17 protein-coding genes and 2 pseudogenes are annotated in these 15,494 nt (G+C 64.3%); 13 read left to right on the top strand and 6 right to left on the bottom strand.

Going from position 1 to position 15,494, the window contains the following annotated elements; genetic code table 11:
* The first annotated feature begins 55 nt into the window (after positions 1-55).
* The 5 genes from QRN59_RS06335 to QRN59_RS06315 are packed head-to-tail and all read left to right on the top strand — an operon-like array spanning position 56 to position 5,969.
* Positions 56-1,153: a sugar ABC transporter substrate-binding protein gene (locus QRN59_RS06335; protein ID WP_284981654.1), complete on the top strand. Its 1,098-nt coding sequence runs from the start codon at positions 56-58 to the stop codon at positions 1,151-1,153.
* Between the two features lies 1 nt (position 1,154).
* Positions 1,155-2,708 (top strand): sugar ABC transporter ATP-binding protein, encoded by a 1,554-nt coding sequence (locus QRN59_RS06330; RefSeq protein ID WP_284981653.1) that lies wholly within the window; start codon positions 1,155-1,157, stop codon positions 2,706-2,708.
* A complete protein-coding gene (locus QRN59_RS06325) occupies positions 2,705-3,712 on the top strand; it encodes an ABC transporter permease (RefSeq protein ID WP_284981652.1) in 1,008 nt (335 codons plus the stop codon). Before QRN59_RS06330 ends, QRN59_RS06325 begins: the two co-directional genes overlap by 4 nt.
* Before the next feature lie 26 nt (positions 3,713-3,738).
* Complete coding sequence (locus QRN59_RS06320; protein WP_284981651.1) at positions 3,739-5,235, top strand: amidase; 1,497 nt, start codon at positions 3,739-3,741, stop codon at positions 5,233-5,235.
* A complete protein-coding gene (locus tag QRN59_RS06315) occupies positions 5,232-5,969 on the top strand; it encodes a 5-oxoprolinase subunit PxpA (RefSeq protein ID WP_284981650.1) in 738 nt (245 codons plus the stop codon). The genes QRN59_RS06320 and QRN59_RS06315 overlap by 4 nt, the downstream gene beginning before the upstream one ends.
* 156 nt (positions 5,970-6,125) lie before the next feature.
* On the opposite strand, the gene QRN59_RS06310 is transcribed toward QRN59_RS06315, so the two are convergent.
* From QRN59_RS06310 to QRN59_RS06290, 5 genes and pseudogenes are all read right to left on the bottom strand, one after another.
* Positions 6,126-7,124, bottom strand: a complete 999-nt coding sequence (locus tag QRN59_RS06310; protein WP_284981649.1) for an aldo/keto reductase family protein — start codon at positions 7,122-7,124, stop codon at positions 6,126-6,128.
* An 11-nt stretch (positions 7,125-7,135) separates the two neighbouring features.
* The gene (locus QRN59_RS06305; protein ID WP_284981648.1) at positions 7,136-8,188 is read right to left on the bottom strand and encodes a LacI family DNA-binding transcriptional regulator; all 1,053 of its coding nucleotides are present in this window, start codon (positions 8,186-8,188) and stop codon (positions 7,136-7,138) included.
* A gap of 385 nt (positions 8,189-8,573) precedes the next feature.
* Positions 8,574-8,948, bottom strand: coding sequence for a LysR substrate-binding domain-containing protein (locus tag QRN59_RS06300; protein WP_284981806.1), 375 nt, complete (start codon positions 8,946-8,948; stop codon positions 8,574-8,576).
* Positions 8,830-9,117, bottom strand: coding sequence for a LysR substrate-binding domain-containing protein (locus QRN59_RS06295; RefSeq protein ID WP_284981647.1), 288 nt, complete (start codon positions 9,115-9,117; stop codon positions 8,830-8,832). Before QRN59_RS06295 ends, QRN59_RS06300 begins: the two co-directional genes overlap by 119 nt.
* Before the next feature lie 55 nt (positions 9,118-9,172).
* A pseudogene (locus QRN59_RS06290) lies at positions 9,173-9,220 on the bottom strand (hypothetical protein); the annotation flags it as partial.
* Between the two features lie 158 nt (positions 9,221-9,378).
* Here QRN59_RS06290 and QRN59_RS06285 point away from each other — a divergent pair.
* Together QRN59_RS06285 and QRN59_RS06280 are read left to right on the top strand one after the other, a co-directional pair.
* Positions 9,379-9,546, top strand: coding sequence for a hypothetical protein (locus QRN59_RS06285; RefSeq protein WP_284981646.1), 168 nt, complete (start codon positions 9,379-9,381; stop codon positions 9,544-9,546).
* A gap of 59 nt (positions 9,547-9,605) precedes the next feature.
* The gene (locus QRN59_RS06280) at positions 9,606-9,890 is read left to right on the top strand and encodes a hypothetical protein (protein ID WP_284981645.1); all 285 of its coding nucleotides are present in this window, start codon (positions 9,606-9,608) and stop codon (positions 9,888-9,890) included.
* A gap of 9 nt (positions 9,891-9,899) precedes the next feature.
* Here QRN59_RS06280 and QRN59_RS06275 read toward each other — a convergent pair whose 3' ends face one another.
* Positions 9,900-11,036, bottom strand: coding sequence for an FAD-dependent oxidoreductase (locus QRN59_RS06275; protein ID WP_284981644.1), 1,137 nt, complete (start codon positions 11,034-11,036; stop codon positions 9,900-9,902).
* 279 nt (positions 11,037-11,315) lie between these two features.
* On the opposite strand from QRN59_RS06275, the pseudogene QRN59_RS06270 reads away from it, so the two are divergent.
* From QRN59_RS06270 to QRN59_RS06245, 6 genes and pseudogenes are all read left to right on the top strand, one after another.
* A pseudogene (locus QRN59_RS06270) lies at positions 11,316-12,002 on the top strand (ATP-binding protein); the annotation flags it as partial.
* Between the two features lie 375 nt (positions 12,003-12,377).
* On the top strand, positions 12,378-12,632 hold the full coding sequence (locus QRN59_RS06265) for a hypothetical protein (protein ID WP_284981643.1): 255 nt from the start codon (positions 12,378-12,380) through the stop codon (positions 12,630-12,632).
* Between the two features lie 336 nt (positions 12,633-12,968).
* Positions 12,969-13,619, top strand: a complete 651-nt coding sequence (locus QRN59_RS06260) for a TetR family transcriptional regulator (RefSeq protein ID WP_284981642.1) — start codon at positions 12,969-12,971, stop codon at positions 13,617-13,619.
* Between the two features lie 80 nt (positions 13,620-13,699).
* A complete protein-coding gene (locus QRN59_RS06255; protein WP_284981641.1) occupies positions 13,700-13,936 on the top strand; it encodes an SDR family NAD(P)-dependent oxidoreductase in 237 nt (78 codons plus the stop codon).
* Positions 13,936-14,067 carry a hypothetical protein gene (locus tag QRN59_RS06250; protein WP_284981640.1) on the top strand — a complete coding sequence of 44 codons (132 nt, stop codon included), beginning with the start codon at positions 13,936-13,938 and terminating at the stop codon, positions 14,065-14,067. The genes QRN59_RS06255 and QRN59_RS06250 overlap by 1 nt, the downstream gene beginning before the upstream one ends.
* 195 nt (positions 14,068-14,262) lie before the next feature.
* Positions 14,263-15,480, top strand: coding sequence for a glycoside hydrolase family 1 protein (locus tag QRN59_RS06245; protein WP_284981639.1), 1,218 nt, complete (start codon positions 14,263-14,265; stop codon positions 15,478-15,480).
* The last annotated feature ends 14 nt before the right edge of the window (positions 15,481-15,494 follow it).

Genomic DNA, 15,494 nt, shown 5'->3' with positions numbered 1-15,494 from the left:
ACTTCGCCCCAACAATCGTTGCGGGAGCCAACCGATCCAACCCCTGGAGAAACCGATGACTCTGAAGATCAGCACAGCGTTGGGGATCGCTGCACTCGTGTCCGCAATCGCCCTCAGCGCCTGTACCGCACCTCCCAAAGCTGCAAGCGATTCCCCGGCCACCGCCACGACATCCGGGGCCGCGGCCAGCACCGAAGCCATGGGCAACACCCTGAAGTTCGTCGATGCAGGGACCAAGGCGCCCGCGGGCAAGAAGGTGGCCTATCTGGCAGAGTGCGCCGCTGCCAATGCCTACTGCCAGACCCGGCTGAAGGGCGCGCAGGAGACGGCTGCCAAAATGGGTGTCGAGCTGACCGTTTTTGACGCGAACTTCGACACGGCCGCCCAGTTGCAGCAAGTCCAGGACGCCGTGCAGCGCGGGTTCGACGGATACATCTTCTCGCCCGTGGCCGACGCCCCCGGCTGCTCGGACTTCCACCTGCTGCAGGCCAGCGGCAAGCCCGTCAGCACCATCAACAGCCCCATGTGCGGCAACCCCGACTACACACCGGAGACTGCCGGATTCGTCGGCATGCAGACCACCCAGTTCTTCACCGAGCACGTCGAAAACGCCTTCAAGTCCTGCACCGCTTCCTGTAATGCGGTCGCCGTCGGAGGCTTCGTCGGATCCGACCTGTTCACCCGCTGGGAGACCGCCATCAAGACCGCGGCCGCGAAATACCCCAACGTCAAAGTTGTCTCCGACCAGCCAGGGAACTTTGACCCCGCCAAGGCTCTCTCGGTGGTCCAGGACGCGATGAGCGCGAACGGCAAGATCGACCTCGTGATTTCCTCCTGGGATGACATGACCCGCGGTGTGGAGCAGGCCGTTCACGATGCCGGGAAGACCCCGGGGAAGGACGTCCGCATCTACAGCGTGGGTGGCACGACGGCGGGCGTGGCCAAGGTTTCCGCCGGGTCCTGGACCTCGACGTCGGTTTTGCTCCCGTACGAGGAAGCTTCGTACGGGGTCGCCCAGCTGGTCCGTGCCTTGGTCTCCGGCGAAAACACCCCCGGTTTTGCTTACCTGGCCCAGGCCCCGGCCGTTACGCAGGGACCCGGCTCGATCTTCATCACCGCAGCCAATGCAAGCAAATTCCACCCGGAGTACTGACATGCGGACCCACGATCCATCCACCGCTGCCGACGCGCTCGTCGTCCGTGGCATGAATAAGCAGTACGGGGACGTCCCGGTCCTGAGGAACGTTTCCCTCACAGTCAGGGCAGGTGAGGTACATGCTCTCGTCGGCGAAAACGGGGCCGGAAAGTCGACCCTGATCAAAACCGTGGCCGGCGCCGTCGGGCAGGACAGCGGAACGGTCAGCATCTGGGGCCAAGAGCTCGACGGCGGGCAGCCCGGCAAGGCTGCCGCCGCCGGACTGGCGGTGATCTACCAGGAGCTGACCGTCGTTCCGGAAATGACAGCGCTGGCCAACGTGTTGCTCGGCAGGCCACCGCGGCGGTTTGGTTTCATCGACCGCCGGGCTGCCCTCGCCCAATACCGGGAGGCTGCTGCAGCGGCAGGCACCTCCATACCCGCAGGCACCCGGGCCGGGGACCTGTCCACGGCCAACCAGCAGATGCTCGAAATCATGCGCGCCCTGGCCAGCCACCGCCGCCTGATCGTCATGGATGAGCCCACAGCCTCGCTTGGCCCGGAAGACAGCCGTTCCCTCCACAAAGCCATCAAGGAACTCACCTCCGCCGGATGCTCGGTTGTCTACATTTCCCACAATCTCGACGACGTCCTGGACATCGCCGACACGGTCACCGTGCTGCGCGAAGGCGCCGTGATCGACAGCAGACCAACAGCCGATTGGGATAAACCCTCCCTGATCGTCGCGATGCTCGGCGGCACCCCGGCCGAGGTCCAGCCCACCACCCCGGCGCACACCAAGGGCAGGATCGCCCTGAGCGTCCGCGGGCTGACGGCCCCGGGTGTCGATCTTCCGGCACTGGACATCCGCGAAGGCGAGATCATCGGCCTGGCCGGACTCGTCGGTTCGGGACGCACCAGGCTGCTGCGGACCCTGGCCGGCGCGAACCGCCGAACAACCGGAACCCTCACACTCGATGGAAAGCAGGTTCCATGGCCCCGTTCCCCCCGGGACGCCATCCGACGCGGGATCGCACTGGCCCCGGAGGACCGGAAAGACCAGGCCCTGGTTCTGGACCGGAGCGCGGCCTGGAACGTGGCTCTGGGCCAATTCGCGAAGGCATCGGGCCGACGTCCCTTCCGGAACGGCGCGCTGGCCGGATGGGCAAGTCCCGGCGCTGGACGGATGGGGTTCAACCCGAACCGGCTGAACGGGCCCGCAGGGACCCTGTCGGGCGGAAACCAACAGAAACTCGTGCTGGCCCGTTGGCTGGACCGCGGACTCGGTTGCCTGCTCCTGGATGAACCAACACGGGGCATCGACATCGGCGCCAAAGCCCAGATCTTTGCCACGGTCCGCCAGCTCGCCGACGAGGGGCTCTGCGTCATCTGGTGCAGCAGTGACCTGGACGAGGTCACCCGGTACAGCGACCGGATCATCGTCCTGGCCTCCGGCCGGGCAGTTGCCGAACTGCCGGCAGGCTCCACCGTCCAGGACATCCTCACCCACACCTACACCGCAGCTGCGCCCGGAAGCATCGGGCTAACAACAACAGATATGGCAACATCATGAGCTCGACAACCCTTCAAAACACCCGGATGTCCGTGCCCGCGCAGACGCCACGGATGGGTCCAACCCTACGTCGTTTCGGCGTCCTGACGGCCTTGCTGGTCCTGGTCGCCCTCATCAGCATCGCCCAGCCGGGCTTCCTCGCCGGCGGGAACCTGATGAACATCGTCAGCCAATGGGCCCCCGTGGCCATCATGGGAATCGGCATGACGTACGTGGTCATCACCGGCGGTTTCGACCTCTCCGTCGGGGCCATCTACTCCCTTACCGCCGTCATCACGGCAACCGTCGGCCGGACGGAGGCCCCGATCGTCGCGTTCGCCGCGGCGGCCGGAGCCGGTATCGTGGCCGGGCTCGTCAACGGGTGGATCGTCACCGGGCTGAAGGTCAACCCGTTCATCGCCACCCTCGGCAGCTCCCTGATCATCTCAGGAACCACGCTGGTCATCACGGGAAACCGGGCCGTCGTCGTGGGATTCGCCCCCTTCCAGGAACTAGGCAGCGGACGGCTCGCCGGCATACCGTACTCCGGAATGCTTCTGGTCGTCCTGCTTCTGCTGGCAGGCTGCATCCTGGCATTCACGCCCTACGGGCAATCCGTCTACGCGGTCGGAGGGAACCAGGAAGCCAGCCGACTCGCGGGTATCCGAACCCGCGGCGTCGTGGCCAGCACCTACACACTCTCAGGGCTGTGCGCCGGCATCGCCGGTGTCGTCACCGCCTCGCAACTGGGATCGGCACAGCCCAACCTCAATCCGAACCTGGTCTTCGATGTCCTGACCGTTGTCATCGTCGGCGGCACGTCGTTGACTGGAGGAAAAGGCGCCATCTGGCGGACCGCCGTCGGCGTGGCAATCCTGGCCACCCTCCAGAACGGCTTCAACCTCCTAGACATCGATTCGTACTACCAGAACATCATCAAGGGCATCATCATCATCGCCGCCCTAACCCGGCTCCCCGGAATCCGGCCCGCACTCAGACTGCGCCGCCCCAACTCCTCCAAATAAGAACCAGAACCCACCAAGGACTCACCATGACCATCACAACCATCGAAGAACTGACCATCGCCGAGGTCCACGATGCACTCCTCGCAGGAACCTTCACCGTACGGGAACTCGTCGAGGCCTACCTGGAACGCATCCGCACCCTCGACGCCGAGGGGCCGGCACTGAACTCCATCGTCACCGTCTCCGACACCGCCCTCGACGAAGCCGACGCGCAGGACGCCTACCTCGCCGCGAACGGCAAGCTCTCCGGACCGCTCCACGGGGTTCCCGTCGTAGTCAAAGACCAGATCGAAACCGCCGGAATACCCACAAGCTTCGGCAGCGCCGCAACCGGAGCCTACACACCCGCCCAGGACGCGACCGCGATCGCCCAGCTGCGCGCAGCCGGCGCGATCATCCTCGCCAAGACCACCATGCCGGACTTCGCCACATCCTGGTTCTCCACTTCCTCACGCAGCGGGATCACCCGCAACCCCTACGACCTTGCCCGCGACCCGGGCGGATCCAGCAGCGGCTCCGCAGCCGCCGTCGCCGCCAACCTCGCCCTCGTGGGCATCGGCGAAGACACCGGCGGTTCCATCCGGTTGCCTTCTTCCTTCTGCAACGTCGTCGGACTCCGCGTAACGCCGGGCCTGATCAGCCGGACCGGGATGTCCTCCCTCGTCGTGCCGCAGGACACGGCCGGGCCCATCACCCGAACCGTCACGGATGCCGCCGTCGTCTTGGATGCACTTGTCGGCTTCGACCCGAAAGACCCTTACACCGCGGCGTACGCCATTGCCCGCCACTCCGGTACCTACGCCGAAGCCGTGACCAAGAACGGGCTCACCGGCAAACGCATCGGTGTCCTGCGCCAAGCCTTCGGCCCAGATTCGGACGCAGAGTCGGCGGAAGTCAACGACGTCATCCGCCAGGCCCTGGCCGCCGTGGAAGCGGCTGGCGCCCAGCTGGTCGATGTGGAAGTACCGAACCTGAACGACTACGTCGCCGACACTTCGGTGTACTTCTCACGGTCGCGGCAGGACATGAACGCCTTCATCGCCAAACGGCCCGAACTCGGCATCGACTCGATCGAGCAGCTTCACGCGGAGGGCAAGTTCCACGAGAAGCTGGATCTGTTCGTCGGGATTGCGACCGGTCCGGCGACGCCAAAAGACGACCCCACGTATCCGGACAGGGTTGCCCTCCAAGGCGACTTCCAGCGGCTGGTGGCAGGAATCATGGCCGAACAAAAGCTTGACGCCATCTGCTTCCCGGACGTCAAACTCGCAGCCCCGAGCCACGAGGACATCTTCGCCGACCGCTGGACATGCCTGACTTACCCGACCAACACCGTCATCGCCTCCCAGCTATTGTTCCCCGCCATCACCGTTCCCGCCGGATTCACCAGCCGCGGACTGCCCGTCGGGCTGGAAATCATGGCGCTGCCCTACTCTGAACCGCAACTGCTCGGACTGGCACACGGGGTCGAGAAGGCCACGGCGGCACGTAGGGCACCCAGCCTGTCCCAGGTGAAAGCGTGAAAGGCAAGACCTTGATTCCCCAGCTGACACTCAACTCGGACATGGGCGAGTCCTACGGGATCCATTCCTTCGGAAACGACGAAGCACTGCTGCCCCTCGTCGACTCCATCAACGTCGCCTGCGGCATGCATGCAGGGGATCCGAGCACGATGAACCGCATCGTCGCTGCGGCAGCCTCCGCCGGTGTCCGCGTCGGCGCCCACCCCGGCCTGCCGGATCCTGTGGGCTTCGGACGACGCGAAATGGTTTTGCGGAAAGACGAGGTCCGGGACCTGGTCCGATACCAGGTTGGCGCATTATGGGGATTTCTCGACTCCGCAGGCGTGCCCCTGAACCACATCAAACCCCACGGTGCCCTGTTCGCCATGCTCTCCAGAAGCGAGGAACTCATGGATGCCCTCTGCGACGTCGCAGAGCAATTCAATGTGCCGGTCTACGGACTCCCGGGAACCTGCCACGAAACAACCGCGGCACGCCGGGGAATCCCTTTTGTCGGCGAACTGTATGTCGATCTCGACTACAACGCCGACGGCACCGTCATCGTCAACCGCTCGGCAGACGTATCCTGGATAGCACAAGCCGTTCAACGCACCCACAGGTACCTGGAGGAAGGCACCATAGCTTCAGTCACGGGCGAAACCGTCAGAGTCAGGGCGGACACCATCTGTATCCACTCCGACCAGGCAAATTCCGTCGAACTGGCGGCCGCAGTCCGGGACGTCCTCAACATCTGAGAGCGCCCACCAAGCCGACAAAGCCGGGTGCCCGCTCAACACGGGCACCCGGCGAAGCCGCAATGAACGCGTTTCACCCTCGATCAAGTGGAGAATCGAGGACAACCTCCCGTTCACGAGTCGTCAGGACCAGGTCCCGGCCCATGCAGGCCGCCGCTACACGCGTTCCGGGAAGGATTCGACTTTGGCGGGATCCCGCTCAATGACGTCGCCCAGCGCGCCGTCGATCCGGTCGAGAGTCTCCCGGTCCAGGACCAGCTCGGCGGCTTTGACGGTGTCATCGAGCTGCTCGGGCCGGCTCGCGCCCACAATTGCGGCGGAAACGTTGGGGTTGGCAAGGACCCAGGCCACGGCCAGCGTGGCCAGCGGCACGCCGAGGTCTTCGGCTATCGGCTTGAGTTTCTCCACCCGTTCCAGCACTTGCGTCTGCATGAACTTGTGCTCGGTCTTCAGCGCGCCGTCCTCGGAAGTGAAGCGCGACGCTGACGGAACGGAACGGCCGCCGTCGTACTTTCCCGTCAGTACGCCTTGGGCCAAAGGTGACCAGCACACCTGGGTGATCCCTAGTTCCGCGCAGGCGGGAACCACCTCTGCCTCGATGACCCGCCACAGCATGTTGTACTGAGGCTGGCTGGACACCAACTGGATGCCCAGCTCGGACGCCAGCGCTGCCCCGGCCCGGATTTCCTCCACGGTCCACTCGGAGACGCCGATGTAATGGGCCTTTCCGGCATGGACGATGTCCGCGAAGGCACCCATGGTTTCGGTCAGCGGGGTCTCGTAGTCGTAACGGTGCGCCTGGTAGACGTCCACGTAGTCGGTCTGGAGGCGGCGCAGCGAACCGTTGATGGACTCCATGACGTGCTTGCGGGACAGGCCCCGGTCGTTCTTTCCCGTGCCCGTCGGGAAGAACGCCTTGGTCATGATCTCGATACCTTCACGGCGCACACCCGTCAGGGCCTCGCCGAGCATGGTTTCGGCCTTGGTGTTGGCATAGGCATCAGCCGTGTCGAAAGTGGTGATGCCCAGGTCCAAGGCCTTGAGTACGCATGCCGTGGCGACGTCCTGGTCCACGGTTTCGCCATGGGTTGCCCAGTTCCCCAGCGCGATTGCGCTGACGTACATGCCGCTGTTGCCGAGTTTGCGGTATTGCATGGAAGTTCCTTTCAGAAGGTTGCCGGAAGATCCGGCGGAGCGGTGGAATTCTTGCGCAGGCTCCGCGGAGGTGCAGTGCTCTCGCGGACCACAAGCCGCGCAGGCCGGCTGAGGGCCTTGGGTTGTCCGCCGTTCATGGCGTCCAGGAGGAACCGGGCAGCCTCCTGGCCTTGTCCGGCCACGTCGTGGTCCATGGTTGTCAGGCCCACGACCTCGCAGAGTTCGTGATTGTCGAAACCAAGCACAGAGAAATCCCGAGGGACCTCCAGACCCGCCCGACGCAGGACCATAAGCGCACCGAAGGCCATCTCGTCAGAGGCGACGAAAGCCGCGGTCGGGGCGCGGGCCGCAACCAACAGCCGGGACATGGCCGCTGCTCCGCCGGCGACACTGTTCTCATCGAACTGTTCAAGGATGTCCTCCCGAGCCAGCCCCGCCTCTACCAATGCCTCCCGGTAACCGATGAGCCGTTGCCGGGGCGGCACCCCGCCCAGATTGCTGTTTTCCTCATCGCGGATGCCGATGAACGCTACCCGCTCGTGGCCGAGGTTCAGCAGATGCCTCACGGCGTCCCGCCCCGCCCCGACGTTGTCCACGGACACGGATCCGATACCGGGCCCTTCAGCACCGAGCAAGGCCACCGCTTGTCCTTGGGAAGCGAGCGATTCCAGTTCTTTCTTGCCGGGCTGCAGCGCCATGATGATGACGCCGTCCGAGCGGCCGTGCAGGCGCGGGGATCCGAAAAATCTCTCACGCTGCTCGGGAGTGGCGAGTTCGTACAGGAGAACGTCATAACCGGCGTCCCGGAGCTCCTGTGTGGCCGCACCAATGGTCTTGCCAAAGAACCACTTGGCCAGCACCGGCACAACGATGGCCACGGTCATTGTCCGGCCGGTCGCAAGGCGCGACGCGGCCGGGGACGCCGAATAGCCCAACTCCTCCGCCGCTTCCTGCACGCGCTTGCGGGTTTTTGATGAAACACCCGGCACGGAACGCAAGGCCCTGGACACAGTCGAAACGGACACGCCGGCGCGTTCCGCAACTGATTCAACACTAATAACCACAAGGTGAACCCTAGACGCCCAGTCGGAAAGTTCGCAAGCGCTTGCAAAAACTCTCTACATTGTCGGGCTGTCCGGATTCATCGCTCCCCCCGCGTTGACACGACAAGCGGATGAGCCGAAGCGGCACCTTTCATCGCCCACCGAGTCGGGAGCGGCCGGGTCGTCGGAGCAATCGCCAACACGCCCTCCTTCGGCATGGAGATGTTGAGTCTTTTCAGCCACGTGTTGATGCCAATTTCGTTGCGGAACTGGACCAGACCGAGCTCCCCAATCGATGGCTCACTGGTCCTGAAGCGTGGCGGAGACAGTTGCGCCTTTCGTGAACCGAGCGACTGTGGCCCACCAGCCGGGTGCGGTAATGGGTAGGGCCCTTTACCTTCGCGAGTCAGCGATATAGCCCCGCCGGCAACTCAACAATGCGTTCGCGCTCCCGTGGCGGATGCTTCTTCGACCATGCCGCATAGACGGGGACGGGCGGGGCATCACGCACCGGACGGTAGACGAGACCCCGCCGTCGATACTGGTGCACCGTCGACTCGGCCGTGATGCCCCGCGCCGCACCGCTGACGATCAGCGTCAGCCAGTCCTCGACGTCGTGAATGGCGATCACCTCCTGCGGGCGTGCGCGCTCGGGCCAGAGGTCAAGGGTGGTACTGCCCGTACGGAGATCCATCGCCACCGGCCGCTGGGCAATCTGCGCGAGCGTCACCGACCGCCTGGGGATCCTCCGAGGACATGACGCAGTAGTGCTTTTCCGCACCAATGCGGACGTGCTCGACGGCGGCCGCTTCCGGCGGGCGCCGAAGGATGGCGAGGTCGGTGGTCCCGTCGGTGAGTCCCGCCGTCGGGCTGTTGGAGTGGATGAGCTGAAGTCCCGTGTCCGCGAAGGCGGCCGTCCACCGTCGCTGGCGAGGCCAGCAGCCGCTCACCGCCGGGGGTCAGGGCCACGCTCCGAGTGGTGCGGTCAACGAGCCTCGCGCCGAGCGTGTGCTCCAGTGCGGCGATGTTGCGGGGCACAGCCGCCTGGGACATCCGGAGCGTTGGCGAAGCTGCGTTCCTCGGCTACCGCCATCAGGCAGCGCAACTGCCGTAACTCCACGCCCATGGCCCGATCATATTCATGCATTCATCGTATAAATAGTGCGGTCCGCGCATTTAGAGGGCGCGTGCTGCGGGCGCAGAATTCCATCATGAGCGAAAGAAGCACAGCAACGCTTGTGGCCAGTTCGCTGTCCAACCAGCTCGGTGCCGCGACCGGTTCCCTCGCATTCCCCATTATTGGACCCCTGGGGGGGTTGTTGCGGTCCGCCAACTCGTTGCCGCCGCGGTGCTGCTGCCCATCGTTCGTCCTCGGCTAAGCGAACTCAGTTGGCGGAAATGGTGGCATGTGTTGCCCCTTGCCGTGGTGTTTGGAGCCATGAACCTCTCTCGGACTCATCGCCGCCTGCAGTTGGGCTTTCTACATCCTCCTGAACCGAGCGTCGGGCAACGCATCCAAGGCATCCAAGGGACAGCAGCCGCAACCGGGGTGTCGGCAACGCTGTACCTACCGGTCGCCGTCGTGATCTTTGTGACCCGACCGCTGGTGCAGTTGCACCCGGAAGCGTATGGGGCCCTGCAAAAGGCGCTTGTGCCCGATGGCGTCTTCCACGTGACCCTCGTGGGCAAAGTGATGCTCGGTGCTTTGGGATGCCAGCCCTAACTCCGCCACTTATCGCAGCGAATCTGGGGTTCGTCGCTCGTTCCGAAAGGGCAGCCCGTTCAACACCGCATTGCGCATCGTGATGCCCGATCGGGTCTTGGGTACGAGGAGGCGCGATGCGATTCCGGCGCCGCGTTGTAGCGGTCGGACGTGCTTGCGGTGCCTGTGTTCATAGCCGGCGAAAGCGGTGGTGTGGTCATCCGGGTGGGCAGCAATCGCGTCGGCGAGGGTTTTGGCTCCAACGATCGCGCTGCTGGATCCTTCACCGAACAACGAGATGCAACTCGCCGCGTCACCGAGCAGCACCACGCGGCCGGCAGCCCACTGAGGTACGTCGATGCGGGTGACGGCGTCGAAGTACCTTTCGTCGGACGCGCCCCATTCCTCGAGCGCGAGCGGGGTGAGCCAGCCGCCGCCGGCGTAGGTGGACTCGACGAGGCGTCTGCCTTGGTCCGCGTCGCGGTGGTCTAAATCGTGTCGTCCCCGGAAGATGAATGCGAACCCGGGCTTCCCACCCGCCGGATGGATGGTCAAGGAGGTTCCCGGTTCGTTGTACAACAGCACGGTGCGCGGATCTTGGATCGGTGCAGCGGCGCGCACGGTGCCCACGAACATGCCGAATGGGCGGGAAAAACGTTCTTCGGGGCCGAATGCCAAGCGCCGAACGGTGGAGTGGAGTCCGTCGGATCCGACGACCAGGTCGAAGCGACGGGGAGGGGTCCGCTGAAACTCGACGTCGATTCCGCCGCCGTCCTGGTGCAAGGCGGTGATCGAGTCGTCCCGGATGATGAGGCTTGTCTCCTGGGCCTTCTCGAGCAACAGGCCGACGAGTTCATCCCGTGCGACCTCGACCTCCTCGTGGCGGTCGACACGCCGGCGCGTCCGGATCGTGGCCTGTGGCCGTCCGTCGGCGTCGACAAAAGCCAAGCGTTCCACACCGGTGGCAGCCTCCTCCAGGCGCGACCAGATGCCCATTAGCCGCGCAACAGCGACCGCTCCTCCGCGTACGTCGATAGGGTTGCCGCTAGATCGCGCGCCGGCCGCTCGTTCCACAATGGTGACCGACCAACCGGCCTTCGCCAGCCAGTACGCGGCAGTCGAGCCGGCAATGCCGCCGCCGGAGACCAATACGCTGCGATCCACCATGCCCTCATTCAAGCACGCAACACCAGAGGTAAGTCCGCATCGCTGGGGATTCCGCGACGGGAACCCTAACGGCGTGCCCATGACCCCTAATTGTGCGGTTGGTGCACGCGACTTCAGACAAAACGACGGTTTGTGCAGACGACTTCTGAAACTGACAATGGTGCGCCCGTCAGCTCCCGGCGAATAGCCGCAACATGCCTGGTCCTCGGAATAGAGCCTTCGGTAAATGCCGGCCCGCGCCTTCGGTGACGTTCCGCCCGTTCCTGCTGTCTTTCGATTCCCGTCGCAGCCGTGGACCAGGCCTGCCCCCGACTGCGCCTGCCCACCGTCCGGTGCGGTCCTCGATGAAGCGATCACGGTCGCGGGGAAGGAACAGCTCTCCTACCAGGGCTTTCTGGCCGAGCTGCTGCTGGCCGAGTGCGACGATCAGGACCGGCGCTCCTCGATCCGCCGGGTCAAAGCGGCAGGCTTCCCGCGGGACAAGTGGCTCAAGGATTTCGAGGCGAACCCGAACATCAAAGCGACCACCATCCACACTCTGGCGACCGGGTAGTGAATCCGCAAAGGATCGCCCCTGTGCCTGATCGGAGAATCCGGAACCGGGAAATCCACCTGCTCATCGGGCTCGGCACCGCCGCGGCAGAAAAGGGTTACCGGGTCAAATACACCCTGGCGACCAGGCTCGTGTACGAACTCGAGGAAGCCGCCGATGAGAAGGTTCTCGCCAAAACCATCGCCCGCTACGGCCGCGTCGACCTACTCTTCCAGGTCCTCACCGAAAGAGAAGAGAAGAACTCCATCGCCATCACGTCCAACGAATCCTCCCCCGGCTGGACTAAAACATTCACGGACCCGCGCCTCTGCGCCGCCATCGTTGACCGGTTGACCTTCAATGGCGCCGTCGTCGAAACCGGCACCCACTCCTACCGCCTCGCTCACACCATCGCCCAACAAGCTGCTAGTTAACCCCTGGACCCATGCCCGTTGCCGGTGTCTCCGCTCTCTTGGTGGTCAGTCAGGGCGACGATCAGCCATGCGATACCGAGGGCGAGCCAAGCAAAACCCAGAAGGGCAAACAGCGGCCGCCTCCTTCTCGGAGCATCCTTTTCCGAGGCGCGTGAGCCTGTGTCGTCGGAAAATCGATCCTCTGGCGTGCGTGCAGCCTAACGAGCGCCAGCGCCACAGTCTATGCGTTGGTACATGAAAGGACCCCCGACCGTGAGGTCACTGCATGGACGAAGGCTCGGCTCCGAAATCCGTAGCGGACGATCACCTGCAGCGCATCCTCGATTTCGAGGTACGAACTCATGCATCCTCAAGGCGTTTAAGCAGCTCCGCGTCATGTCTCATCACGAAATCCAGACCCTCGCTGATTTCGCGGGCGCGGCCGTGGCGCTGGAGTACCAGGGCCGCCCGAAGGAGAGTTCATCCGAACTCTGTGTGACTCAAACGAAATCGGAGATCATTTTTGGCTACCGATTGTGGCCAGCCATCAACACTTTCGCCAGGAAAGCGCGTGGCGACGACGGGCGGCAACCTTTCGTCCGCCAGGCACACTCCTCCCACACTCGGGACTGCGATGGTGCCAGCGGGTAGCGACATCCGACCCACCCACTTCCTTGCTAAACCAAACGCGTCGTGATCCGCGAATGCCACCCGGGAGTTTGAGGACAGCACCTATGGCCGCCAAAGCGAGACCTGGAGGGCCTTACGTGAAACTCGGTCGGATGAATCAGGAAGCTCTTGCTGCACATGCCGTGATCCACACGGAGTGTTGGCGACGACGCCGTCTCCGTACGTCCGACAGATCCGGTGCACTAAAATGGAAGAGATGCACCTTTTCAACTGGCATCTAGTCATGAGAGTCACTAAAACCAGATTTTCAAATGACATATCTTGTAGTCTCTTCAGATTTCACGTAACGTGGATCACATGGAACAGGCCACCAAGACACGAGGGCGATACGCCAAGACCGCAGAGAGGCGCGCGGCTGTCGCCCGGGCCGCCCTGGACATCATCAGGGAGAAGGGGCACAGGGCCTTGACCACCGCAGAGGTGGCATCGACGGCGGGCATGAGCGAGACCGCGCTCATGTACCACTTCCCGACTCGCGACCACGTCCTCGTCGCAGCCATGGAGCGCGCCGACGAGGAAATCGGCTCACGCATGACAGCCAAGTCCGTGGCGGCCGAGCTCGTCTCCGGCGACTGGGACCCGGCAGGAACGGCGCGCCTGGTGCTCAAGGAGGAGAGCACCGTCCGTCTCCTCCTCGCCCTCGAGGCGGAAGCCCCGAACCCCGAGCACCCTGCACACCAGTACATGAAGAAGCACAACGAGAACGCCGTCCTCGCCTTCGCTGCAGCCGTCAAGCGACGCCAGAGCGAAGGGCGCGCACGTCCTGGCCTCGACCCGTTGGGCACAGCCCGGCAGATGATGGCGCTCTGGAGCGGGCTGCGGTCGCAGTGGCTCGTGGACCCCTCATTCGACTTCGCCAACGAAGTTGGACAAGCCTTCCGTGCCCTGACCGGCGAGGACGCCATGGACACGAAGAAGAAGATCGAAGAGCTCATCGCCACGATCTGAGCAACCCACTACCCACACCCGTTCCCCGTACCGCGGGGATTCGAACCCGCGATCAACCGCAACGACGCAAAGGAACCAGTATGACAACAGAAGACCGGTTCGCCGGAAAGACCATCATCGTCACCGGGGCCGGCTCGGGCATCGGACGAGCCACCGTGGTCCGCCTCGCCGAAGAGGGTGCCCGGCTCGTCGTCTCCGATGTAGTCGCCGGGCGACTTGACGAAGTCAAGACGTCGCTCACCGGAGCAGATGTCAGGACTAGAAAATCGAAGCGGGCATCCGCAGCGAATTCGCGGCCGGCCGGATCTTCCCTTTGATGCAGGCAATCGGCTCCCCCGTCGCGGAGGCGGAGAGGCTCGCCGAAGCGATTACGTGGCTGTTGAGCGATGACTCGCTCAACGTCAATGGAGCCATCCTGCCCAGCGACGGCGGCTGGTCAGCCGCCTAAGCAGGCATTCAGCTTGCGCAAAAATTGAAAGGATTCAATCCCCTTGGCCTGGAGGCACTCCTCCAGGCGCCGCTGCAGCCCGCCCGAAAATCGCGGGCGGACCAGGGGTCCCGCCGCCGTGCCTGATCCACATCTTCCAAAACGACGAATCCAGAACCACGAATCCGCGGCCTCGCCGCAGAGAGAGACACCACCATGGACAACTTCCCACACGGCTTCCTCTGGGGCGCCTCCACGGCGCCGCACCAGATCGAGGGCAACAACATCAACAGCGACTGGTGGTTCCAGGAGCAGACCGTCCCCGGGATGGAACCCAGCGGCGACGCCATTGACAGCTACCACCGTTACGCCGAGGACATGAGACTGCTCGCCGACGCAGGCCTGACCGCCTACCGCTTCGGCCTCGAGTGGGCCCGGATCGAGCCCCTGCCTGGCCGGTTCTCCCGTGCCGAGCTCGCCCACTACCGCCGGATGATCGACACCGCCCTCGGACTCGGGCTCACACCGGTCGTGACCTTGAACCACTTCACCACCCCGCAGTGGTTCGCCGACGAGGGAGGGTGGCTCGGTGAGAGGGCGATCGAACGGTTCACCTCCTACGTCACCGAGGCAACCACGATCCTGGACGGGGTCCCCTGGGTGGTCACGATGAACGAGCCCAACATGCTCGCCATGATGGCGACCATGCGTCGGATGATGACGGCCGCACCTGATACGCAGCAGGACTGGCAGAGCCCCACGGTCGATCAGGACCCGCGGCCCCAGCTTTCCCCGCCGGACCCGCAGATCGGCGCCCGCCTGGTCGAGGCGCACCGGGCCGCCCGCGACATTGTCCGTGCCCGCACGGACGCCAAGGTTGGCTGGACGATCGCGAACCGGGCATTCGTCGCACGCCCCGGAGCCGAGGAGAAGAAACGGGAACTCGAATATATCTGGGAGGATCTCTACCTCCACGGATCATCGGGCGATGACTTCGTGGGCGTCCAGTCGTACTCGAGCCAACGGGTCAACGAAAAGGGTATCGAACCCCACCCTGCCAGCCCTGAGAACACCCTGGTCGGTACTGCGTATCGACCCGACGCGATCGGCATCGCAATACGGCACACCGCCGAAGTCACCGGCGGGATCCCGATACTCATCACTGAAAACGGCATCGCCACAGTCGACGACGAACGCCGCATCGCATACACCGGCGAGGCGCTCCAGCACGTGTCCGAGGCCATCGCTGACGGCATCGACGTCCGCGGCTATCTGCACTGGACCCTTCTGGACAACTACGAGTGGGGCCACTGGGAGCCCACCTTCGGACTCGTGAGTGTCGACCGGCAGACGTTCGTCCGCACCCCCAAGCCGAGCCTCGCCTGGCTCGGCTCCGTCGCCCGCGCCGGCGCGCTCACCGCCGTCGTCCGCTAATCCTCAAGGAGCTC

Source organism: Arthrobacter sp. efr-133-TYG-118 (genome assembly GCF_030209755.1).
Taxonomy (GTDB): domain Bacteria; phylum Actinomycetota; class Actinomycetes; order Actinomycetales; family Micrococcaceae; genus Arthrobacter.
The sequence above is the reverse complement of the archived record's forward strand: the minus strand, read 5'-3'. Positions and strand labels throughout refer to the sequence as shown.